General features: G+C 33.0%; 16 protein-coding genes and 1 tRNA gene. 12 read left to right on the forward strand and 5 right to left on the reverse strand.

What is annotated here, in order from left to right; genetic code table 11:
* Window positions 1-9 precede the first annotated feature (9 nt).
* Both QLS71_RS07985 and QLS71_RS07990 read left to right on the forward strand, forming a co-directional pair.
* Entirely contained in the window at window positions 10-9,921 is a 9,912-nt protein-coding gene (locus QLS71_RS07985) for a polymorphic toxin type 50 domain-containing protein (RefSeq protein ID WP_308993698.1), read from the forward strand.
* A gap of 3 nt (window positions 9,922-9,924) precedes the next feature.
* Window positions 9,925-10,248, forward strand: a complete 324-nt coding sequence (locus QLS71_RS07990) for a hypothetical protein (RefSeq protein WP_308993699.1) — start codon at window positions 9,925-9,927, stop codon at window positions 10,246-10,248.
* Between the two features lie 272 nt (window positions 10,249-10,520).
* On the opposite strand, the gene QLS71_RS19220 is transcribed toward QLS71_RS07990, so the two are convergent.
* On the reverse strand, window positions 10,521-10,601 hold the full coding sequence (locus QLS71_RS19220) for a hypothetical protein (protein ID WP_369077080.1): 81 nt from the start codon (window positions 10,599-10,601) through the stop codon (window positions 10,521-10,523).
* Window positions 10,602-10,718: 117 nt separating this feature from the next.
* On the reverse strand, window positions 10,719-10,880 hold the full coding sequence (locus QLS71_RS07995; RefSeq protein ID WP_308993700.1) for a hypothetical protein: 162 nt from the start codon (window positions 10,878-10,880) through the stop codon (window positions 10,719-10,721).
* Window positions 10,881-11,098: 218 nt separating this feature from the next.
* Here QLS71_RS07995 and QLS71_RS08000 point away from each other — a divergent pair, with 218 nt between their 5' ends.
* From QLS71_RS08000 to QLS71_RS08010, 3 genes are all read left to right on the forward strand, one after another.
* Entirely contained in the window at window positions 11,099-11,656 is a 558-nt protein-coding gene (locus QLS71_RS08000; protein ID WP_308993701.1) for a transposase, read from the forward strand.
* A gap of 734 nt (window positions 11,657-12,390) precedes the next feature.
* Window positions 12,391-13,323, forward strand: coding sequence for a hypothetical protein (locus QLS71_RS08005; RefSeq protein WP_308993702.1), 933 nt, complete (start codon window positions 12,391-12,393; stop codon window positions 13,321-13,323).
* Window positions 13,324-13,326: 3 nt separating this feature from the next.
* Complete coding sequence (locus tag QLS71_RS08010) at window positions 13,327-13,785, forward strand: hypothetical protein (protein WP_308993703.1); 459 nt, start codon at window positions 13,327-13,329, stop codon at window positions 13,783-13,785.
* 107 nt (window positions 13,786-13,892) lie between these two features.
* Here QLS71_RS08010 and QLS71_RS08015 read toward each other — a convergent pair whose 3' ends face one another.
* The gene (locus tag QLS71_RS08015; RefSeq protein ID WP_308993704.1) at window positions 13,893-14,156 is read right to left on the reverse strand and encodes a helix-turn-helix transcriptional regulator; all 264 of its coding nucleotides are present in this window, start codon (window positions 14,154-14,156) and stop codon (window positions 13,893-13,895) included.
* A 481-nt stretch (window positions 14,157-14,637) separates the two neighbouring features.
* On the opposite strand from QLS71_RS08015, the gene QLS71_RS08020 reads away from it, so the two are divergent.
* Entirely contained in the window at window positions 14,638-15,459 is an 822-nt protein-coding gene (locus tag QLS71_RS08020) for a hypothetical protein (protein ID WP_308993705.1), read from the forward strand.
* Window positions 15,460-15,847: 388 nt separating this feature from the next.
* Here QLS71_RS08020 and QLS71_RS08025 read toward each other — a convergent pair.
* Window positions 15,848-15,927 (reverse strand) — tRNA-Leu (locus tag QLS71_RS08025).
* Window positions 15,928-16,073: 146 nt separating this feature from the next.
* Between QLS71_RS08025 and QLS71_RS08030 the strand changes: the two genes are divergently transcribed.
* The 3 genes from QLS71_RS08030 (at window position 16,074) to pth (ending at window position 18,549) form a co-directional block, all read left to right on the forward strand.
* Window positions 16,074-17,015 carry a ribose-phosphate pyrophosphokinase gene (locus QLS71_RS08030; RefSeq protein WP_308993706.1) on the forward strand — a complete coding sequence of 314 codons (942 nt, stop codon included), beginning with the start codon at window positions 16,074-16,076 and terminating at the stop codon, window positions 17,013-17,015.
* A gap of 54 nt (window positions 17,016-17,069) precedes the next feature.
* Entirely contained in the window at window positions 17,070-17,699 is a 630-nt protein-coding gene (locus tag QLS71_RS08035) for a 50S ribosomal protein L25/general stress protein Ctc (RefSeq protein ID WP_308993707.1), read from the forward strand.
* 223 nt (window positions 17,700-17,922) lie between these two features.
* Window positions 17,923-18,549, forward strand: coding sequence for an aminoacyl-tRNA hydrolase (gene pth / locus QLS71_RS08040; protein ID WP_308993708.1), 627 nt, complete (start codon window positions 17,923-17,925; stop codon window positions 18,547-18,549).
* Window positions 18,550-18,576: 27 nt separating this feature from the next.
* Here the strand turns inward: pth and QLS71_RS08045 are convergent, their stop codons facing one another.
* Window positions 18,577-22,062 carry a reprolysin-like metallopeptidase gene (locus tag QLS71_RS08045; RefSeq protein ID WP_308993709.1) on the reverse strand — a complete coding sequence of 1,162 codons (3,486 nt, stop codon included), beginning with the start codon at window positions 22,060-22,062 and terminating at the stop codon, window positions 18,577-18,579.
* An 84-nt stretch (window positions 22,063-22,146) separates the two neighbouring features.
* Here QLS71_RS08045 and QLS71_RS08050 point away from each other — a divergent pair, with 84 nt between their 5' ends.
* The 3 genes from QLS71_RS08050 to QLS71_RS08060 all read left to right on the forward strand — a co-directional run bounded on the left by QLS71_RS08050 (window position 22,147) and on the right by QLS71_RS08060 (window position 24,726).
* A complete protein-coding gene (locus QLS71_RS08050; protein WP_308993710.1) occupies window positions 22,147-23,082 on the forward strand; it encodes a bifunctional riboflavin kinase/FAD synthetase in 936 nt (311 codons plus the stop codon).
* A 72-nt stretch (window positions 23,083-23,154) separates the two neighbouring features.
* Window positions 23,155-24,426 carry a serine--tRNA ligase gene (gene serS / locus QLS71_RS08055; RefSeq protein WP_308993711.1) on the forward strand — a complete coding sequence of 424 codons (1,272 nt, stop codon included), beginning with the start codon at window positions 23,155-23,157 and terminating at the stop codon, window positions 24,424-24,426.
* A 177-nt stretch (window positions 24,427-24,603) separates the two neighbouring features.
* Entirely contained in the window at window positions 24,604-24,726 is a 123-nt protein-coding gene (locus tag QLS71_RS08060; protein WP_308993712.1) for a hypothetical protein, read from the forward strand.
* Window positions 24,727-24,739: the final 13 nt, after the last annotated feature.

Consider the following 24,739-nt stretch of genomic DNA (forward strand, 5'->3'; position numbering starts at 1 on the left):
ATAAAAGCTATGTTCACAAAAAAAAATTATAAGCTTTTTGCTAAAATTAGTTTCCTGTTTACTCTTGTTGGTTTTCAGGCCTTTGCACAAAATTATCAAGAGTTTCAAGCAAATCAATTGGTGGTTACAGGAAATCCATTAAATGTTATAGCATCAGAATTGGAAATTCCAACAGCTATAGACCTTGACGTATATTCATATATTACTTTAAAAGTAAAAGAAAACTCGACACCTTATACAGCTTATAAGTTTTTAGTAACCTTAAAAGTAAGTCCATTACTTCGAGACGGCACTCCAGATGCCGATTATAATATTGTTTTAGAAGTGGAAAATAATTTATCTGCTAGTGGCGGGAATGTAATTGATTTAAAACAGCATATTTTAGAAAATAAATACATAGCTTTAAATGGCATAGAAGTTATAAGCAATACACTTATAGAAAATGGAGTAACTTCTAATGACGTTCCCGCTGCAAGCATTCCTCAAAACATAGTATTAACACTAGGTTATAATAAAACACGTTATTATGAGTTGCCAGAAACGGCACCTATTATTGGAACAACTGTTGTAACTGCCAACAATGAATTACAGATTAATTGGACATCAGTTATACCTGAAGCTCGTTATTACGATGTAGAATGGACTTGGGTAGATAATTACGGAGATGATATTAATACACCATTACACGAAGCCATTATTCGTTTTTCAACTCAAGATTTTGAACGCAACAGTACTAGAGTTCAAACGAGCGAGACCAGTTATTATATTCCTCTAGTTTACAGTAAAGGATATGTTATATACCGTGTTAGAGCTGTTGGTAATTTTTTAAATGATTTAACTAAAAATAAATACAGCCTTTGGAGTAGTGGTAGTAGCGAAAAGTTAACGCTTGCTAATTGGCCACATAAAGAGCTTATTGCTGAAGATCACGAACCAAACAAAAACTGGCAATTTCAAGCCTCTTATGCTGAAGATGGCAAAAAGAAAGAAGTAGTAAGTTACTTTGATGGCTCATTGCGTAATCGTCAAACCGTAACAACCATAAATACCGATAATACTGCAGTTGTTGGTGAAGTTATTTATGATGCACAAGGGCGTCCTGCTGTTGAAGTATTGCCAGTACCCACGAGCGACAATGTATTGAAATATCACAACGGATTAAATCAAGAAGGCGCTTTTAACTTAAATGAAACAGGAACGCCTTATAATTACTTAAATTTTGATTTAAATGCTCAAAATGAAGTAGATACTCCATCTAATAATAAAAAAATGGGAACTATTATTGGAGCTAGTAATTATTATTCACCTTCAAATATATTTGCAGGAGCTGAAAGAGACCGTATTCCAGATGCAGCACAATACCCATTTTCACAAATAGAATACACGCCAGATAATACAGGACGTATACGACGAAAAGGCGGTGTGGGCAAAACGCATCAATTAGGTTCTGGTCATGAAATGGAATACTATTACGGAGTACCAGAACAAATAGAACTTAACCGTTTGTTTGGCTATGCTGTTGGTAATACTGTTCATTACAAAAAGAATATGGTGTTGGATCCAAACAGGCAATTAAGTGTAAGCTATATAGATCCACAAGGAAGAACTATTGCTACAGCATTAGCTGGGGTAACACCATCAAATTTAGAAGGATTGATTGATGAAAAAAATGAACAATTGCATGAAACCTTATCCATCGATCTTCTTAATAAAATAAAAACCACAGATAAAGATACGCCTGAAGATAATAATGAAATTGGTATATCTGGTACATTTGGTGCTTTACAAGATCAATTATCATATAATGCTATAAAAACTGCGGTATTTGATGATACCCGCAGCTTTATTTATGATGTTACCATAGCTCCTTTTAATTTTGGATGTATTGTAAACGGAACAAATCATTTTCAATCTTATAATTTGGATTATGATTTAACCATAGATATACTAGATGAAGACGCAAACAGCCTTTTAACTAACCCCATCTCAGAATTGATTTCTTTAAACGGCACGAACACAGAGGTGTTTTCTTATATAAACAGCAAACTTCCATTAATAAATGTAGAACGAGGCACCTTTACCATTACTAAAAACCTTAAAGTTAATAAACAAGCCGCTGCTGATGCTGCTGATGCTTATTTGTTAAGGTTGCAAGATGAAAACGATGCTTGTTATGTTGCGCCGGAAATTATTTCACCACCACCTATTATCATAGATGGTTGTTTTGAATCGTGTGAAGAATGTGTGCTTAATATTACTAATGTATATGGTAGCGCAGAAACTTATAAAAATGCACAATTGGCAACTTATGCAGAAAGCGAATTGACCCAAACAGAAATAGATGAGCTAAGCATTGAATATATTAATCAATATAACGAAGCCATAAAAGCATGTAATGCACCGTGTAATACTACAGAAACATTTAATCCAGAGGAACCTTTAGAATCCATTTCATGCCAAACGGCTCTAGATCAATTATTAAATGATATGAGCCCCCTAGGGCAATATGGTAATGGTACTGAAGAAGCAGCTGAAATATTATTGAGTATCTTCGAAGCTAATAATGTGCTGTTTAGCACCAAAACAAATACTGTTAGCATTCATAACAGTTGGAAAAATCCAAACCATCCAGATTATGATTCTACTAATAATGGAACTGCTCTTTACACTCAAGGTCATTATTATAATGAAGATGGTACCATAAGTTACATAAAAATACAAAAGATAATAACACCTTCTGAAGTTGAAGGAGGCGATGATACAATTACTTACCAACCAGCTATTGACGAAACAGGAATAAATAGTTTAACACCCACAGATGATGTAGATATATCTAATCAGTATTGGGTAGAACCTAAGTATTTGGTTGAAAGTGATTATATGACACACCCAGATATATGGCAAGATAGTTGGGCATACTCACTATTGCAATATCATCCAGAATATGATTATTTATTGTATAGTAATAAGTTGTGCGAGTTAACAAATGTAATACCTAGTGTTGGTACTTTTAATTCTGATGGTTTTGATGCTTACTTGCAGTCTATTACTACATTTGAAGAGGCCGATACTCCTTTGTTTTTAGGTTCGTTTGCATCATTGATGGATGAAGACCCCTATTTTAAGACATTGATAGGTTCTGGTTCGGATGGTTTCGATACAGCCGTTTTATTGGCAGCCAGACAGAACATAATGAATCAGGCCTTGACTGATAATTTTGATGGAACAGGTTCTAAAATGATGGCTTCTACTCATGCTGCTATAGTTTGTAATAGCCTAGGAAACTGTGTTCTAGACCCAAATATTAGTATTGCTACAATTTTAAATACAATAAGAGCTTTACCAGACGAATCTAAAAAAGACCAATTCTGGAATTCCTATAAAGCCAATTATATAGCACTAAAGCAACGGATTCAATCGGTATTTATAAATGCTTATGCACAAAAGAAGGGTAGTTATAATGGCTGTATTGGGGTTTCAGAAGCTCCTGTGGCTCTAATTGCAAATATTTCAACGTATACTGCTGCATCACAAGTGAAATCTTATTTAGGAACTATTAAACCTTCAGATGGATTATGTAGTTATATAAACGCAAGTGCCTACCAGACTAAGCAAAAACGCTTTTTACCCACGGATATGTATTACAACGCAGGAGCAGATCCTGCCGATGTTATTGCAGATATAGCAGAACAGGTAAACTACCAAAGTTATATTGAAACTGGAGTATGCCCATTAGCAAGAGATTTAGAGATTTATTTGGATGGCTATTTCAAAGATCAAAATGTTTCTCAAAACCCCAATTTAATATTTGAAGGACACTATTTTACACCCCATTTATTTGAAGAATTTGGAGGAATATATCCTGCTGTAAGTCCTATAATTATTAATGCAGATTTAACGTCATCCTCAACTATTACTTTAAGCGTAGGTGGTCTTGATAATTCCAATGTTACCGTTGTCTTACCAGCCGCATACCAATGGAGTGAGTATGATTCTTGGACTCTTACAAGCATAAGTAATATAAATGCCAAATATAATCCAACATCTCAATTGTTTGAATATAAAGCTTTAGCAAAACTGGATGTTAATGGAACATATAAAGAAATAGTCATTTCAGGAGAAACCAAAGCTAGGATATCAGATTGTAGTATTACTAATCCAACAAGTATAGGTGAATATTTAGGTTCTGGAAATACCTTTGATGAAACAGGAAGCTGTAATAAAGAATCTTATTTTTCTAAAGCGATGGTGTTATTACTGAATAATTTAATTGCTTCAAATTCTATTAATAACTCTAGTGTAAATATTACAAATTTATCAACTTATACCAATAGTTATTTACCTGAGTTTTTTGAAGGACGTAGCAACATAACATGGAGTTATTCAGGAGCTAGTACAAATACTTATGTTTTAAACATTGATGGTAATATTGGGTTTCAAATGACTTTGGATGTGGCAATACCAACGGACGTCACTATTACAAGTATTAGTTTTGATTATGAGTATAAAAATGATAAAACGAGTATAATAGGACAAAACATTAAGCTTACTTGGTTAACCAGTACTTTAGCTAAAGTAACAACCGAAGGTACTGTGAAGGAAACTGAAACTACAATACTTAATTTTTTATGTTGTGATGATATCAATGCCTTTTATGAGGTGAATTCATCTATTCATTCAGATATCTCTGCAGGAAGGGGGCTAACAATTACAATTCCTCAAGATAATACTACATGTATTTTTAACTCCACTACAGGCTCCATATACAAGAATCAGTATGGTTTAATAAAAGATACGTCTTTGTCAATATATAAAAATGGAAGTACAAATATAGAAGGAAAGCAAGTTTTACTATATAATACTAAAGAAAATTTTGAAGAAATTGAAAAGCTAATTATTACAGATGTTTACTTTTCTGAGATAAATAATGGAGCAGGAAGTGTCGTTCAAAATGGGTTAATTGATAACAATCAGTTGTATTTAGAATACAATGGTGTAAAAATAAACGCTTCTGATCTACCTTTTACTATTAATAAAAGTGACTTTGTATTACAAAATAATCAGTCATATTTAATTCCAAAGCTAAAAGTAAGATATTCTAATATTGATAAATGCTCTTATGGAAATGCTGTTTTTCTAACGACACTTTTAAAATTTAACTTTGAAATTGAACTATCTACAGGATCACGCATCAGTTGGGATGAAGCTCCTGGGCGAGATAGACCTCTTCAATATGGAGATCGTATAAATATATCTGTAAACAACAAATATTTAAATAATGGCTCTGATTCGGAAGATTCTCAAGACACATATCTAATCAAACCATCATTTATTTTAAGAAAACAGGTAACAAATAATTCAATTGGAGATCCTAATGATACTATACCTGCTGGACAATTTTACTATAAAGACGTTTTTTTTAAACCCATAGGGGTTGGGGTTAATTTAAACGAATTAACCAATATAAAGTTTAATATAAACTTCAGTAATTATTCTTATAATCCTTTCGATTATAGAGAAGCTGAGATAGTAATCAACAGTGAAGTATTCAGTCAATCTAGAAAAAATTTACTAGTATCTTTTGAAGAAGGTGTGGGTTATGGTCAGCGTTATTATCCCAAAAACCGTTTTTCATGGAGTTTATATTACCCCCAATCTTTCAATATTTTTAATTTTTCATATAATATAAATAATCAAGATCGTATTTATAATTTAAATGAAGGTAGTGGTGCTACTATGGCAACAAATGGAATAAGCACCATTAATGTAAGTAATTGGTTTACAGATCCTGTTTTGGGTACGGGATTAAAGTATAATGCTTCCACACAGTCTGAATGGAATGATTTTATTCCCTTTGTTTTTGAGCAAGGAGTCAGTATTGGTTTTAATGGTTCATTGAAGTTTACTGGTGAAATACCATCTAATGATCCCACTTACGGTTATTTTGGACATGTTTTACAATTAGGTTATGAAGATTCTGCACATTCAGAAAATCTATACGAATTTTTTGTTTTTGCAGATAAAGGAGAAAATATAATTGTACCAAGTATTATAGACTGTAATGATGCCACTCAATGCATCGCCCAACCCGTTGTCCCCGTTAGTTGTACCGACAAATACCAAACACTTTTAGGAGTTTTAGCAACTTTAAACATTGCACAAGGAGACTACGATTATATTACCGAAGCAGATTTCTGTAAGTTAAATTTTGCTTATATTACAGATGCTTATAGTACCTATCTAACAGCACTAGGTGTTACTAGTACTAATTCTTTACATTATATAACGATTGGTGAATTTGGTGCCACAGAATTTGGTTATGGTTATAGTGATATTAACAACGTAATCAATGCCTATGAAACGCATGTTTCATATCATAATACACAAGGCGATCCAGATGATATTAAAACTTGGTCGCAATTTACTTCAGATTATTTATATGAAATAACTAATGAAGGGAGTTTTTGTATAAGCCTGCCTGCATCCATATTAACAGCACCTTCAACTGATGGCTATCAGTATCCAGACGACCCCAATAAAAAAACGCCTTGCGAAGAGTTTACAGCAAGTATTTTAGCAAGCTACAGTAAGGATAACTACGACGTCTTCCTTAAAAAAGAAAGAGAAAACTTTATAAATACTTATTTACAATATGCTACTAATAATGTAGTAGAAAACTTCACTATGGAGTATAAAGATAAGGAGTACCAATACACCTTATACTATTACGATCAAGCAGGAAACTTAAAGCAAACCGTACCACCAGAAGGTGTTGATCGATTTACAAAAACCGATTTAGATGCCACAGATGCTAATGGGATAACTTTAAATGATAGAATTAATACCTATAGAAAAGAAAATGTTGCAGAGGAAGCACCAACATTACTTCCAGACCACCAGCTTAAAACAGAATACGAGTATAATTCGTTAAATCAATTAGTATGGCAGCAAACTCCCGATGGTGGTGAAACCCGTTTTGCATACGATGCTTTAGGACGTATAATTGCCTCTCAAAATGCCAAACAGTTAGTCAATAATACCTTTAGCTATACAACCTATGACGATTTAGGGCGTATTACAGAAGCTGGCGAGTTTGTACCTAATCTGGTCATTGCTATCAATGAAATGACGGGTAAACTTGTTTATACCGCAACTAGCTTACCGGTTGAATCCGAAATAAAAATAACAAATCCAGATAATTCGGTTACCACAACCCGCTACCCAGACCAATTAACAGTAGAGAAACACGAAGTAACAAAAACTAAATACTCCACTTATGATGTTAATGTGGCTAGCATTTTCAATACCGTATCAAATGCTTCCAACATTGTGGCAAATGCTAGAAATAGGGTAACAACCGTATATTATTACGATGAGGTAACACCTGCAACAGCATCTATTGATTACCAAAATGTCCTGTATTATAATTACGACATACACGGTAATGTGCTAGAATTGGCACAACATAATAGACTTTTTTCAGAATATGGAAGCAATCCTTATTCCGGATTAAAACATGTGCAGTACGAGTACGACCTAATTAGTGGAAACGTTAACAAAGTATACTACCAAAAAGGAAACCTCGATCAATTCATTCATAAATATGAATACGATGCCGATAACAGAATTGTAAACGTACAAACCTCGTCCGATGGTTATATATGGGAAACCGATGCCTCCTATAATTATTTTGCGCACGGACCATTGGCAAGAACCCTATTGGGTGACAAAGAAGTACAAGGTATCGATTATGCTTATACCTTACAAGGTTGGCTAAAAGGTGTAAATTCCAACACTTTAAACCCCACAATAGACCTAGGAACAGATGGAACAGCCGGCTCTAACGTAGCACAAGACGCTATGGGGTATGCATTAACTTATTATGGGAACAATACCAATAATAATACCGATGAAAACGATTACGCATCCATAGGCACCATAAACGCCTTCTTAAATACCAATACCAATGCACCTACCAATATAAAAAACCTTTATAATGGTAACATTAAGCAAATGGCTACTGACATTGCCGATCTTAACCAAACCACTCTTGGCACACAAACAAACAATTATACTTACGACCAGTTAAACCGTATTAAAAAAATGCATGGGTACAATGCATCTGGTAATCAAAATTATAAGAGTGCGTATACGTATGACAGAAACGGAAATTTAGATTCCTTATCTAGAAGCGCTGCAAACGTTTCAGGTGTTATTACACCTATGGATAATTTTGATTATAAATATCATTTAGATGCCAACCAGAAAAAAATAAATAACCAACTACGCTCTGTACAAGAATTGAGTGTAGCCTTAGACGGCAATTTTGATACTGATATTGATAGTGGTCAAGCCTTAGACAATTATGTGTACGATGCTATAGGTCAATTAATTTCAGATGCTGCCGAAGGCATCACAAACATCAATTGGCGTGTAGATGGTAAAGTAGCAAGTATTATAAAAAGTAATGGGAACCAAATTAAATTCACCTACGATGGTTTAGGGAATAGAATTGCCAAAACCGTATTGCCAGAGAACATTACTACCTTGTATTCGCGCGATGCACAAGGCAATGTATTGGCGGTTTATGAAACAAACGAATCCGATATTAATAATATTACCGCTAATAAAGAAGTAATATTAAAAGAACACCATATATACGGTAGTTCGCGATTAGGTATAGAGGAAAAAAATCTGCAAGCGGCATCAAATACCTATGCGCGCACAGTGGGCGATAAACGCTACGAGCTTAGTAACCACCTAGGCAACGTACTAAGTGTGGTCACCGATAGAAAATTGGTTGCAGATCCACTAAATTTTACTAACTTTACTGCGGACGTTCTTACATATAATGATTACTATCCTTTCGGGATGCTGCTACCCAACAGGCACGGTAACAGTAGCGACTATCGTTATGGCTTCCAAGGTCAGGAGATGGATAATGAGGTTAAGGGAGAAGGGAATAGTTTGAACTACAAATTTAGAATGCACGACCCAAGAGTTGGTCGTTTCTTTGCAACAGACCCATTAACTCATAAATATCCTTGGTATTCCCCGTATCAGTTTGCAGGAAATAAAGTAATTGAATTTAATGAATTAGAAGGGTTAGAAGAGTTTAAGAGACTTACAAATAAAGACTGGACAGCAAGATTTTTTAAAGTTAGAGCAGATGACAATCTTCACGTAATTTCAAAAGTTACAGGAGTTGCCGTGAATGATATTATTCGTTTTAATCCAGGTATTCAAGATGATCCAAACCATATTGAGGTAGGTCAAACATTAATGCTTCGAGATATGAGTGGTTTAACAATTGGAGATTTTGTTCAGCCAAAACAATCATCTTGGGTTAAAGACTTTATTGTAAAATTAGCCACCTCGAATGAGAGTGGACCTTCAATACAAAGTTCAGCTACAACAGCAATGGATCCTATAGGTACAGCAGTAGAAGAAGTTATAGGCGAAGATATTCCTGATGAAGCACATTATTTGATAGGGGCTTATAATTTATATCGTACGTTAAAAGGAAAAAAACCACGTTCTAAAACAAAAACAAGAACAGTTGACCCAGATCTTCCTGTTGAAGATGGTTCTCGAAAAATATCTTCTGTTGATAATATATCAAGGTCTGTTTCTAAAAAAATCCATACGGGAAAACAAGGAAAACATATAGAAGGTCATAATAACTATCAACAAGGAAAGAGTATTTTAGAAAAAGATGCTCAATCTTTATTGGATGACTTTCATTCTGGTAATTATAAATCAACTAGAATTATTAATGAAGCAAAAACTAGTGTAGATTTTGGAAAACCGATAGGGAAATATGTTGACCCTGTATCTGGAAAAGCTACTTCAACTACCGTAGGAACGGTTATAAATAGTAAGACAGGAGCACATATTGTACCTGCAAGACCAAATCAATAAATTATGAAAGATATAGAAATAAGAACTAGATTATTAATATCTATGCAAAGAGCTTTATTAGGGATGATATATCCATCTATAAGGGCAATAGCTGTGGGGTTTAATAAAACAGAAAAGTTAAAAGTGATTTGCTATTTAGATAGAGAGCCAATAGAATATGATTATGAAAATATTAACGATATAACAGGAGAAGTTTGTTCTGATATTGAATTTGTAAAAGTAGAAGAAGTTTGTGTATTTAATCTTAAGCCGTTTTCTAAACTAGATAATTTAGATTCTTGGGTTTATATTAGGCAAGAAAAGGATACGGCTGATTTACTGGTTTAGTATATACCAATAAAATTAAAAGCTACTGGAAACGGTAGCTTTTTTTATGCGTTAAAGAGTAGCCACATTTTTATTAAAAAAGTCTTTAAACTTCTTTTTGGTAAGAAAAGAATCAATCCCCGCTAGCGCTAGTTTGTAACTAGTGCCGTACCGAGTAAGCAAAGTAAAAGATAACATTAATGATACAAAACGGGTATAAATTTTATGCTCGTTTTTTTATACGGTATTTTTTAAGGTTTGACCAATTGGTCTAAGGTTAAAAGTCGAAGTGTTTACTCATCAATTAATTTGAAGAACTCGGATATTTTTATCTCACGAGCTTCGCATATTCTTTCCAAAGTTGTTAAAGAAATTCCCCGCTGTTCCCTAGTATGGCTACCGCTAGTATTTACTAGTGGCGTACCGAGTAAGTTTTAAGAGTAAGAAAATAAATAAATTAAGAAGCTACTTTAGAAATAGAGTAGCTTTTTTTATGCAATAGCTTTAAGTTTAACAGATTTAATAAGCGCATCAAGGGTATAAAGAATATGGTCTTTGTCTTCGGTATTCATTTGTTGAATATCAATAATACGTTTTAAAAGTTCGTTATCCACTTCAACGGCAACCTTACCTACTAAAAAGTCTAAAGACACATTTAAAACATCCGCAATTTTACTAGCCCCCCGCTCGCGCTAGTTTGTAACTAGTGCCGTACCGAGTAAATAAAGAGATATTGAAATAAAAAGAGAAAGCTTTTACATCAATGTAGAAGATTTTTTGTTTAGCTCGTTTTCTGCCACTAGCTACAAGCTAGCAGTAGCAATGTATAATGCTATAATAAATTATTTGTTCTTTTTATTATATTAGTAACATGAGCAGAAAATACAAGTTTCATAACAAAGCAGGTTTATATTTTGTGTCATTTGCCACAATAAATTGGATAGATGTATTTACAAGAGAAATGTATTTTAATGTATTAGCAGAAAGTATAAACTATTGCCGTAAAGAAAAGGGCATGGAATTATATGCATATTGTTTTATGCCAAGTCATGTTCATTTTATATTTAGATCGGCAAACGATGAACCTTCAGAATTATTAAGAGATTTTAAACGGCATACTTCAAAAAAAAAAATAGAAGTCATAGAAAACAATCCTCAAGAAAGCCGGAAAGAATGGTTGTTATGGATGTTTGAACGTGCAGGTATAAAGAATGCAACAACAAGTAAATATCAATTTTGGCAGCATCATAATAAACCTATCGAGTTATGGAGTGAAAAGGTAATCAAACAAAAAATAGATTATATACATAATAATCCTGTAGAAAGTGGTTTTGTAACAAATGCTGTAGATTGGAAATACTCAAGTGCTAGAAACTTTCAAGACGATAATACAATTTTAGAAATTGATACTGTTGGGTTTCTAGGTTAGGATTATCTAGGAATAAAATGTTAAGTTCTAGAATTTATCTTGATATAATTTGAAACATATTAAAATAGAAACAAAAATGACACTCACATTTTTTTTATAAACAGCTCGAAGGTTTCAACTTCGTGCAGTATTGAGTAAGCAAAGTGTTTGTAAACTTGTAATGTTGTTTGAAGCAATAAAAAATAAAATTTTTTATAGAGATGTAGAGGCTTTTTTGTTTTAGTAGTGGTGGGAAGTTTCAAACTTCCCACGCTGGTGCTAGTTTGTAACTAGTACAGGCAAGAGTAAGAAATAAAAAGATAAAGCTTTTACAGAGATGTAGGAGCTTTTTTTAAGCAATAGCTTTAAGCTTCACAGATTTAATTAAAGCATCAAGCGTATAAAGAATATGTTCTTTATCACCCGGCTAGCGCTAGTTTGTAACTAGTGCCGTCAAAGCTTGGCATGCAAGAAGAGTAATAAATAAAAAGATAAAGCTTTTACAGCAATGTAAAGGCTTTTTTAGTTTTTAAATAGCCCCCCGCTCGCCCCCGCTAGCTAGTTTGTAACTAGTGGCGAAAAGAGTAAGCAAAAACAATAAAAAATAACATTAATGATATAAAACGGGTATAATATTTATGCTCGTTTTTTTATGCGGTAATATTTAAAGGTTAGACTACCGTTATGGCTTCCAGGGGCAGGAGAAGGACGATGAAGTTAAAGGGGAAGGGAATTCTATCAATTATAAATATAGAATGCATGACCCAAGAGTGGGTAGGTTCTTTGCAACTGACCCATTGGCGTATAGTTATCCTCAATATTCTCCTTATAGTTTTAGCGGTAATAAAGTAATAAAGTTTTTAGAACTTGAGGGACAAGAAGAAGGTTCAAACCTTTATGATTTTAACCCAAGAGATTATGGATTGGAACTTGACCAAATTTGGGATAGAGCTGTAGATGGAGCTGGAAATATTATAATTGGAACTCTTTTGGTTCCTGTGGGGGAAAAACAGGAAGGGCAATTGATTAGGAAGTTTATAAGTAAAAATCATAAACTGAATATTCCAGAAACGGTAACGGATAAACAGTTAGGAGAAAGTTTTAATTTTAAGAAAAGGGATAGAAAGGTTGTCGTTGAAGCAGATAAAGGTATTTTAGGAGAGTTGCTTGACCTTACTGCTAGTGGTTTAGATGTAGCAGGAATAATTCCGGGCAAAGGTGGAGTGTTTATGGCTGTCAAAGTATCTCCATTAACAGCTAATTCTTTATCAAGTATTATTAGAGGTTTAAAAATTAGCTCAAGAACGAGACAAATCTTGGATGAATTTGTAGATGTTGGTGGTCAAGGAACTTTTAGACAAGTTGAAGCAGAAGGAATTGCTATTTTTGAAGAAACGTTTCAGACAACAGCGAGAGCTATAAGAAATACTGATACAAAAGCTGGGGATTTTATAGTAACATCTGGGAAATATCAAGGTAAATCAGTAGATTTGGTAAGCGCAGTTGACCATCCAAAATTTGATACTAAAAAGTTCATAAAATCAATTGATGAACATTTTGAGAAAGATGGTGTTGATTTTATAAATGTAGATATAAGAAATTTAGATGATGCAGGGAAAGATTTAGTCAAAAAGCATATAAGTAATTTAAGTGAATCTAATAAAGCAAAAACTATATTAACTGAATAAATAATGGCGACAAGTATTATCAGGTTTAAGGAAAAAAGAATTGATATTAATGATAATTTTTTATTATTAGGTTTATCTTATATAAAGCAAAGCGCAACAGGCAAAGATAATCCTAATTGGTTTAACTTATATATTGATAATGTTATTGATGAAATGTTAGATATAAAGCCAGTAGGATGGGGATATATGGAATTGGATACTTACATTATAGATAGTGAGAGAAAAAAGTTTTTTATTGATGTAATTGATAATACGATTGATGTATTAAAAAATAGAGACTCCAATACGGTAGACTTTACAGAAGCAAATCGTCTTCTGAATTTAAAAGGTTTAGAAGCTTGGAAAGAAAAACATTATGTAGAAATAGAGTATATATTACGTTTTTTAGATGATTTAAAAATACTTTTAGATGATAACACTCCATTAAATCATATACGTTTAATGAAAACCAATTCTAACTAAATAACAAAACACTATAATTTTAAAACGGGTATAAGATTTATGCTCGTTTTTTTATGCGGTAAGATTTAAGGTTAGACCATTTGGTCAAAGGTTAAACTTGATTAGGGTTAATCTTCAAATTTAAATAATTCATAAACCTCAACTTCCAAAGCATCTGCTAGGATTTTTGCAGTACTAACAGATGTATTTATCTGCCCCTTTTCAATTCTGCTCTTCGAAGTGTGCTGTGCGAAGTTTTCAACTTCGTACCGCATCGAGTAAGCAAAGTGTTTGTGAGCTTGTAAGGTTGTTTGAAACGATAATAAATAAAAAAGAGAAAGCTTTTGCAGAGATGTAAATTTAGTAGTGATGCGAAGTTTCAAACTTCGCATAGCAACGTTTCAAACTTCGCATAGCAACAAGTATAGTAATTTCAAGTTTCACATAGCAGAAAAGGCAAATAAGTTTAAAATGCATTTCATCTTAATATTTTTAAATATTTATAGTAATTTTCTTTATTTTTAAACTAATTAAGTAAACAGGTGGCTACAAAATAAGAGATCAATCTAAATCGCAATACGTAACATTTACGGTAGTAGACTGGATAGATATATTTACGAGAAAAGATTACAGAGATATTATTGTATAAAATTTAAGCTATTGCATAAAAGAAAAAGGGATGACTGTATTTGGTTATGTTATAATGAGTAATCATATACATTTAAATATTGCTTTAACAGTAGTTGTATAGTTTTTTATACAAACACCTTACTATTATCAAGGTAAAACCTTAGTTGTTTTTATGGTGTTCCTTTTAATTTTAACCGAATTAGCCAATCTTATTAATTGGGGTAGATTAAAAATAAAACATACGTGAAAAAAGAGATCTTTATTTTGTTTGTTGTTTTTCTGTGTTTCTCATTTTCATCCGATGTGCAAAAAAGAATTGTTCGCGATGGAGAGTTTGATATTGAGTGTTACATATCGACTAAAAAAATTATTTACTTAAATAATAAAAAACTGTATTATTGGTATAAATCGGGAGAGATACACTTCTCACAATCAAATGTTGGAGGAAGTGTGTTGCATAATGAGTATTTAAAATACTATCGATCCAATCAATTGGCAGAAAAAGGAGTTTTTAATTATGGTCTTAAAACAGATGTTTGGAAAAGTTGGCATGAAAACGGACAATTAAAAGAACGAGAAATTTGGAACAATGGCTTTTTAAATGGTGAATACACTAGTTATAATTCTGATGGTGATTTAGTATTAAAAGGCAGATATAGAAACAATTTTAAAGTAGGGTATTGGATTAACTATAAAACCAAAGACACATCATATTATAAAAAAGATTTTAAATTTGATGAGAAACCTAAAAACTTAGTGCAACGTTTATTAAGAAAAAAAGATTCCACTGAAAAAGTTCAAATTAAGTTTGATAAAATAAACAAAAAGAGAGTGGACTCAATCCAAAAAGAGAAATTAAAGAGGGGGAGATTAATTAAAAAAAGAAATGACTCCATTAGAAAAGCTCAAGAGAAGATAAATAGATTGAACCAAAAGACATTGGATTCCATTGAAAAAACTAAAAAAGTTGATAAAGGATTTTTTAATAAATTATTTAAAAGAGGAAGACTAAACAAAAAAGAAGTTGTAAAAAAATCAAAGGAGGAAAATGTAAAAAAAAACTAATTAGTATGTTGAAAATTAGTAAGTTATTTTATTTAATAATATTTGCTCAGTCTTTTTTATTCGTGTGGTATTATTGTGAAAAGTAAATAAATATATTACTTGATATTTTAAATTTAAGAGAGCCTTTTAATCCACTTCTACGTCATCACTGGCTATCACCTTTTGGTAGCAAAAATTACAACATTCATTCTTTGGACGATCTTTCAATGCTAAATTAAAGCATTTGGCCCCGTTTAGAGAGGTGTGGAAAATTTAGAATCCTTAATGTATAAATTAATCACAATTTCCCCGAAAACAATTTTTGAGATGGATCCGTAATCACTCTATTAATGATGGTTTCAGATAATAAAAAAGGACAAATCAAATAATAATGATTTGTCCCTTCATGTACTCAAGGCGGGAATCGAACCCGCACTCCGAAGAACCGGATTTTGAATCCGGCGCGTCTACCAATTCCGCCACTTGAGCTTTAATGGAACCACAAAAATATATATTTTTTCTATATTATTCATAAAAATACTGGGCAATATACTTTTTAGGTTAAAATAAATGTATAAATTTGCACCTCGTTTAAAATAGGGCGCGCTTTTGCGCTATAAAACAACAAGTTAACCATGCCAATTGTGATTACCGAAGCTAAAATTTTTGCGTGTACTCAAAGTAAAGTGCTTGGAGAGAAAATTGCTCAAGCTTTTGGATCCGAATTGGGCAATGTTATTACCTCTACTTATAGCGATGGCGAGTTTCAACCATCATATGAAGAATCTATTCGAGGAACACGTATTTTCTTAATTGGTTCTACCAATCCAGGGCCAGAGAATTTAATGGAAATGTTGTTAATGATTGACGCTGCTAAACGTGCTTCGGCAAGGCACATCACTGCAGTGTTACCTTATTTTGGATGGGCAAGACAAGACAGAAAAGATAAACCTAGAGTGCCAATAGCGGCTAAATTAGTTGCTAAAATGTTAGAAACAGCAGGTGCAACTCGAATTATCACTATGGATTTACATGCAGACCAGATACAAGGTTTTTTCGAAAAACCTGTAGATCATTTATTTGCATCAACCATTTTTCTGCCTTATTTACAAAACTTGAATTTAGATAATTTAACTATTGCATCACCCGATATGGGAGGCTCAAAAAGAGCTTATGCCTATTCAAAAGCATTAGAATGCGATGTTGTAATATGTTATAAGCAACGTTCTAAAGCCAATGTTATTTCGCATATGGAATTAATTGGCGATGTTACTGGTAAAAATGTGGTGCTGGTTGACGATATGGTTGATACCGCAGGTACTTTAACTAAAGCAGCCGATTTAATGATGGAACGTGGGGCATTAAGTGTAAGAGCCATTTGTACACATCCTATTTTATCTGGAAAAGCGTACGAGAATTTAAATAATTCAAAATTAGAAGAACTTATAGTAACAGATTCTATACCTATTAAACCTTTAAGTAACAAAATTAAAGTTTTAAGCTGTGCTAATTTATTTGCCGAGGTAATGGAAAAAGTACATAACAATAAATCTATTAGTTCACAATTTGTAATGTAGGTTCCAAAGACCCACATAAAAGAGAATAATTATTAATAACTATATATTTTAAAAATGAAATCAATTACAATCAACGGATCTCAAAGAGAAAGCGTGGGCAAAAAAGCAACAAAAGCCTTACGTAATGCTGGTCAGGTTCCTTGCGTATTATACGGAGGAGATAAGCCAGTTCATTTTAATTCAGAAGAATTAGCCTTCACTCATCTTGTATACACACCTAATGCGCACACAGTTGTGATTGCTTTAGAAAATGGCGAAAAATACAACGCCATTGTACAAGATATTCAATTTCACCCAGTAACCGATAGAATTTTACACATAGACTTTTATCAGTTATTTGAAGACAAAGAAATTAGCATGGATATTCCACTTGTTTACATTGGAAGCTCTAAAGGTGTTAAAAATGGAGGGGTATTACGTAAAAACAAACGTAGTTTAAAAGTAAAAGCATTACCAGCTAACTTACCAGATTTTATTGAAGCAGATATCACACCGCTTAAAATTGGTAGTAAACTTTACATTACTACATTGCAAAATGATGCTTACAAATTCATGCACCCAGATAATACAGTAGTATGTCTTGTAAGACGTTCTAGAGCGTCAGTAGATGCATTTGATGACGAAGAGGAAGAAGCAGCAGCTGAAGCAGCCGAAGCAGCTGAAGTAGAAGCAACTCAAGAATAGTAACATTCTTAATTAAATATTAAAAGCATTCCGTATTATTCGGGATGCTTTTTTATTTTTACACAATTAGGTATAACCACTTGAACATAAAAATAAAACGATTAAAAATTTGGGCGTTACCCTGTCGGGTCGGGCTATTCGTTGCAAGTCCTCGCTCGTACCTCGCTGTGGGCTTTCCACTACTATCCCTAACGCAGGTAACAGTAATCATTAAAACAACATCATGTGGCAGTTTTTATTAAACGTATTTAAAAAGAAAAATCAAAACGAACAACAAGACACAATGAAAAAATATTTAATAGTTGGTCTAGGAAACATTGGTGCAGAATATGCCAATACCCGACATAATATCGGATTCAAAATTTTAGATCATTTTGCTGCCCAAGAAAACATAACATTTCAAACCCAAAAACTGGGAGATATTGCTACTTATAAACTAAAAGGAAGAACCTTTATATTTCTAAAGCCAAGTACGTACATGAATTTAAGCGGAAAGGCCATAGTATATTGGTTAACAAAAGAGAACATTCCGTTAGAAAATTTATTAGTAATAACCGATGATTTAAATCTTTCATTTGGAAGTATTCGTGTTAAAACTAAAGGAAGTGATGGAGGCCATAATGGGTTAAAAGATACCCAAGCAAAATTAAACACTTCAGCCTATAACCGTTTTAGATTTGGTATTAGTGATGCGTTTAATAAAGGGCAACAAGTTGATTATGTTCTAGGAGAATGGACAAATGAAGAAAATGAAACCCTTAAAGAACGTTTAGATAAATCTATTGAACTTATTAAATCGTTTGGTTTGGCAGGGATAAACAATACCATGAATGCGTTTAATGGAAAGTAAAAAAGGTATCTAAGGAATATGTGTTCTTTATTTGATTACAATATTTTTAGCAATTTTTCTCACACCATCATTTACAATTAATAAATACATCCCAGGTTGCAGGTTATATAATTGCAATTCCTCTCGAAAATCGCCTGCATTTTGGAACGATTTATTAAAAATATATCGACCTCTTATATCAAACATTTTCACATCAATATTTCGTTCCAATGAGCCATTAAGTTTAATAGTAAAAGCTCCTTCATTCGGGTTTGGAAAAATTCTTAAATTTTCAAATCCAAAAGCTTCAATAGTTTCAGTTGGGATGATATTAAGGCTATAATCTTCAACTTCACCATTTATAATATTTTCTTCGGAAGTATGAAAACTACCATCACCATATTTAATAGAAACCCTCATAGTAGTCGTTCCTAATAAAGCATTCATTGGGACTGTAATTGAAAGAGGAGAATTAGCAGTTGGCCCATTAGCCACATTAGTAGTATTTCCTAAATCATAGACTTCTTCAGAATCTTCAAAACTAGAATTTTGATTCCAATCTATCCAAACTTTTATTGAGGTTTCAAAATTACCATTCGTATTTACGTTTACATTTAAAGGGTAAGAACTATTTCTGTTAACAGGTGTAGAAATAGACTTATAATCATTATATCCAGATGATACTGTGGAAGTATTATCAATAGTATTAAACTTCACTAATGAGATAGTTACTTGCTCTGAAACGATATTAAGTGTATAATCTTCAACTTCACCATCAAATCCATTTTCGCAGGCTGTTGGTACCCCATCATCCCTAAATTTAGTTGAAACCCTCATAATGGTGTTTCCGAAACTAGCATCTGCAGGAATAGTAATTGATAGTGGGGAGTTACTAGTAGAACCATTAGATACATTGGTAGCATCGCCTAAATTATATTCTTCACCTGCATCGTTAAAACTACAGTTTTGATTCCAGTCTATCCAAACCTTGGTGCTTGTAGAGAAGTCTCCATCAGTATTGACTTTCACAGTTAAATTATGAATGCTATTTCTATTAACACTTGTAGATATATTTTTATAATCATTATAACCAGAGGTCTTTCCTGACGCATTATTAATGGTGTTAAATTGCACCAATGTGGTACTGGTTTCGTATTCGGTGTTAGCAATAGAATTACAAATCCCATTAAAAAAAGGAAGATTTACATTTTTGTTTTTTGTAATAGAAGCTGAAGTTCCAATAATGTTAGGTGTATAATTTCCTTGTGTAGATATATTATTTATTGTCATTGTAACTGTGCCAGAATTCGCTAATTGGGTGGGCGAAAAAATAGCAGAAGCTCCAGAAGGAAGATTAGTAACACTAAACACGGTATTCTCAGAAAAACCATTTGCAACTACATAATTAAAATGAAATGTAGCTGTGGTTGCTGCACATACGATGGGGTCTAAAATGTCTTCAACTATAAAAAAATCTGGGGTTGGTGAGATGGAAAAATCGAAATTAGAAACGTCATAAAAAATATTATCAGCAGCTTCTACTAGCAATCTAGCAGTATTCGTATCAGGAATGGAAGGCACTGTGTATGCGTGTGTGCCATCATTAGGGGTGTTTGATGCAACAATTATTGGAAATGTTAAACCGCCATCGGTAGATAGCTTAATATTTACAGTTTGACAATTAATGGAGGCATTTGTTGTTTGCCCAACTTCCCAGTTTATAATAACATTGCTCCCTTGAGCCCAAGACACGGGGTTAGAAACTGTAAATGGTGATACAGCTTCAACCGTAATTTTCATAGTATCAAAACTACTTTGTCCTCCACTAGCACTAGCTGGGGCTCTATCTCTTACTGTTAACGCCCAATTTAAGTTACGTCCAACTGTTGAAACCGTTTCCCAATCGCTAATTATAGTAGGGTTGGTTTGTGTTGTATTACCAGCTAATACACTGCTTAACTTTGGAATGTATCTATTTGAATCACTGGAAGGAGGTAAAGACCTATTCATCGAGCCAGATGTTAAATCGGGTCCAAAATTCAAATAATTAACAGAACCGCTATCTATTTGTTCCCAACAGTATGTTAAGTTGTCGCCACCATCAGCATCGGTTGCAGTACCTTTTAACACATAAGCAGTACCCGCAGGAATATTAAAATTAGCTCCTGCATTTGCAATGGGTGAATTGTTTGTAATTACTTCTGTTGTTTGGCAGGTTTTAAATCTTAAATTTTCTAAAATTTGTTTGATGCTGTGATAATGAAAATATGGGTCGCTATTTAATGCGACATTGTTATTTCCTTCTATGCCTGCATATGCCATTATAGTGGTGCCGCTACCTGGTTCTGAGTTTACACCACTTCCTTCTGTTTCATATGCAAAAGTATGACTAGCTCCCATTTGATGCCCAATTTCATGGGCAACAAAATCTATATCAAATGTATCACCTTCGGGCACAGCATTAGCTGGAGAAGTAAAGGCACTACCTTTGTTTTTGTCGTTGTTGTTTAGAACATCATCATTTGTACAAACACAACCAATGCAACCAGCATTTCCACCTCCACCAGTTGCGCCAAACAAATGTCCAATATCATAAGCAGCGTTTCCAATAGTATTAGTTAAATTATTTTGAAGCTGAAGACTCCATCCGTTGGTATTGTTCTTGTTATCTTCGTGTGTGCCTATACTAGCATTCGAATAGGGATCAGTTGAGGTATTGGTATAAATAAGTTGTGGGGCATTAATAAGTTCGAAAGTAACGGCCATATCCGTTTCAAATATTTCATTAACTCTATTTAAAGTAGCGTTAATGGCAGCTAAAGCATCGGCTACAGCATCACCATTTCCAGGAATACCATCGTTGTGATACGCTGTATATTCAGCAGTTGTAGAAATAGCAATTCTAAATTTTTGAAGTGTTTGGTTGTTTGCGCCTCCTTCATTCACCGCTATTTTTGAATTACTACTATTTTTATTAAGGGATTTATTTACATCCTCAAAGGTTTTACATTCAAATCGATTCTTTGTAAAGTCTTTAGAGTTTTTATTATATAACACATATTCATTAGAGCCTTGTGAGGTTGGCTGCATAAAAACCGTTGTGTTATTAATATAAGTAATCATGGTTTGTATGCCTAGTGGCGACATACTCATACGCAACCGCGTTCCAGAATTATTGGTACTTACGCCAATGTATGATTTTATATCTGAATATTTAGCTGCTAAATCGGGAGAGAAAACAGAAGCTTCATAAATTTTAAAAGTTTCTAATTTGCCTTCATTTCCAGGAATGGAAATTGTAGTTGATTTTTGTTTTGTTTTAGAATTTCTAGAAACCGTACCTAAAAGTGATTTTTTTAAGGAAACAGTATTCAGTTCAAATACATGAACTTTACTTTTATCTAAATTTAACTTAGAAATTATTTTAGAATTTTTAATAGTCTGCTTTTTATTCCAAGAAGAATTTTGAGAAGACACCGAAAAGATAGCCAAAAACATTGCTATTGATAAAACATAATGTAGTTTTGCTTTCATAAGAAATATTTGGGGCTGTTTTTTTAATAAACACGAATAACAAATCTAACTTTTTTTAATCAAATTAGCAATTAACTGCTTGTTATGAGCAAAATAAAAAATATTAATACATATAAATCTATTGATCCGACTATAGTTACTATAGGTACTTTTGATGGGGTACATGTGGGGCATCAAAAAATAATTAAGCGTTTAATTAATAGTGGTAAAGACGCAGGGTTAAAATCGGTAATTCTTACTTTTTTTCCCCATCCCCGTATGGTCTTACAAAAAGATTCAGGTATTAAGTTAATTAACACCATTAACGAACGCGGTGCTATTTTAGATGCTTTAGGATTAAATTATTTACTTATTAAAAAATTTACCAAAGTATTTTCACGACTCTCGGCCGAAGATTTTGTAAAGAAAATTTTAGTTGAAAAGCTTCATGCAAAAAAGGTTATTATTGGTTACGACCATCGTTTTGGCAGAAACAGAAATGCCGATATTAACGATTTAAAGAAGTTTGGAACTTTATATGGTTTTGAAGTTGAAGAAATTTCAGCACAAGACATCAACGACGTGGCAGTAAGTTCTACTAAAATTAGAAAAGCTTTAGATGAAGGTGATATTACTAAAGCCAATGCATTTTTAGGCTATCCATTTATGTTAACTGGAAAAGTTGTAAAAGGTAAAGCCTTAGGCAGGCAAATAAATTATCCAACAGCTAATATTCAAATTGCTGAAGATTATAAATTAATCCCTAAACACGGTGCTTACATAGTGAGTTCTATTATTAATAACGAAGTTGTTTATGGCATGATGAATATCGGATTTAATCCAACCGTTGAAGGGCTTGAAGAAACCATTGAAGTCCACTTTTTTAATTTCAACAAAAATATATATAATAAAACCATTCAAATAGATTTATTGCATCGCCTGCGTGACGAGCAAAAATTCGAATCGATAGACGCTCTAAAAGACCAGTTATTAAAGGACAAAGAGGTATCGCTTAGCTATATAAAATCTCGTTTTAATTAATTTGATTTTACTTTCAAAAGAAGTCAAATTATATTCGCAATTCATTAAATTTGCAGCTTAAATTTTCAAGACATGTTACAAGTTCCTTTTATTAGAGAAAACAAAGATTTGGTAATAGCCCGACTAGCAAAACGAAATATGGATGCTACTCAAATGATTGACGATGTCATCTCTTTTGATGAAGAAAGAAGACGTATTCAAACCGAGTTAGACAATATCTTGGCAGAATCGAACACGCTTTCAAAAGAAATAGGCAACTTATACAAGTCTGGGGAAACACAAAAAGCCAATCTTTTAAAGGAAAAAACAAGTCAGTTAAAAGAACTTTCAAAAGAATTAAATGAAACACTTAACAATAAAGTAGAAGCGTTAAATCAATTGCTTTATAAAATTCCAAATGTTCCAAACGAGATCGTACCTGCCGGAAATTCAGAAACCGATAACTTAGAAGTTTATAAAGAAGGAGACATTCCTGTATTGCATGAAGGTGCTTTACCACATTGGGAGTTGGCCAAAAAATACGATATCATCGATTTTGAATTAGGTAATAAAATTGCCGGAGCAGGATTTCCTGTATACAAAGGAAAAGGTGCAAGATTACAGCGTGCTTTAATTGCTTATTTTTTAGATAAAAATACGGCTGCGGGTTATACTGAATATCAATTACCTCACTTGGTAAACGAAGCTTCTGGTTTTGGTACAGGGCAATTACCAGATAAAGAAGGGCAAATGTATCATGTAACCGAAGATAATTTATATTTAATTCCAACAGCCGAAGTTCCTGGAACCAACATTTTTAGAGATGTGGTGTTAAATGAAAGTGAATTGCCAATAGGTATTACAGGTTATACGCCATGTTTTCGTCGTGAAGCAGGAAGTTATGGTGCACATGTTCGTGGATTAAACAGATTGCATCAATTCGATAAAGTAGAGATTTTACGAGTGGAACACCCAAGTAAATCCTATGAAGCGTTAGATGGTATGGTTGCTCATGTAAAAACTATTTTACAAGAATTAAAATTACCTTATAGAATACTTAGATTGTGTGGTGGTGATTTAGGCTTTACTTCGGCATTAACTTACGATTTTGAAGTGTTTTCAACCGCACAAGATAGATGGTTAGAAATATCATCAGTTTCAAACTTCGAAACCTTTCAAGCCAATCGTTTAAAACTACGTTTCAAAAACAGCGAGGGTAAAAATGAGTTAGCCCACACACTAAACGGTAGTTCCTTGGCACTACCACGTGTTTTAGCGGGAATTTTAGAAAACTATCAAACCAAAGACGGTATTGTAATTCCTGAAGTTTTACAAGCGTATACTGGATTTAAAATTATTGATTAAAACAAAAAATAATATTCTAAAAAAAGACATAAAAACTTACAAAACTGTAAGTTTTTATCACTAATAATCGACTAAGTGTGTGATATTGGCGTTTTTCAACGATTTTATCTCAATTTACTTTGCGTATCTAAAAATATTTTCGAAGTTAGGGGCACCAAATCTCTTAAACCACTAACCATGAAGAATATCAAACGTTTAGTAATTTTAATTACATTAATTTTTTTCGCAGGCAAAGTGTTATTTTCAGATTTCGAAATTTCAAAATCCGAAAGCAAAATCACTGCTATTGTAAATAAATAAGGGATCTAATTCT

This window comes from Mariniflexile litorale (assembly GCF_031128465.2).
In the GTDB taxonomy this organism is placed as follows: domain Bacteria; phylum Bacteroidota; class Bacteroidia; order Flavobacteriales; family Flavobacteriaceae; genus Mariniflexile; species Mariniflexile litorale.